The organism is Neisseria sp. P0021.S006, assembly GCF_051956895.1.
In genome coordinates this window covers 1-492 of record NZ_JBQCWZ010001117.1, presented here as the reverse complement: position 1 = coordinate 492, position 492 = coordinate 1, and the positions used below count along the sequence as shown (strand labels likewise).

The following is a 492-nucleotide window of genomic DNA, read 5'->3' as shown; positions in this document are numbered from 1 at the left end:
ATCCAAAACCGCACCTTGCAGCGTACTGATGGCCTGTTGATTGACGCTGCCGCCTTTGGCTGTCCGCGCTTGGCTCAGTTGCTTTTTGGCATCGGCTAAAGCCGCACGTTCATTGGATAACTCGGTTTCCAAAATAGAACGGCGGCTGTTGACGCCGGAGGATTTGGGAACCGGAGGAGGAGCGGTTTCAGAAGCGGTGCGGACAGGGGCAGGTTTGGGTGTTACTTTGTGGTTGGATTTTGCCGCTGTATTTTTGCTTTTTGCCGGAGCCGTTTGTGATGTCGGCGCGTTGAGTGTAGGCGCATCGCTGACCGGGGCGTCGTAGCGGCTGCTGCTGTATTTACCGACAATCGGCAAATCGTTGACGGCCTGGCAGTTGCCGCTTGGACGCGAGGTATAGACAATCGAGCCGTTGACTTCACAGGTGTAGATTTTTGCGGCATGGGCTTGGCTGTTGAAAATGGCAAGCGGCAGCAGGGATAGGGTAAGCAG

General features: G+C 55.5%; 1 protein-coding gene. It reads right to left on the bottom strand.

The annotated features are described in order from the left end of the window. Nucleotides 1-492: hypothetical protein (locus ACTHUM_RS19030; RefSeq protein WP_440403834.1), on the bottom strand; the 492-nt coding region annotated here is incomplete at its 3' end.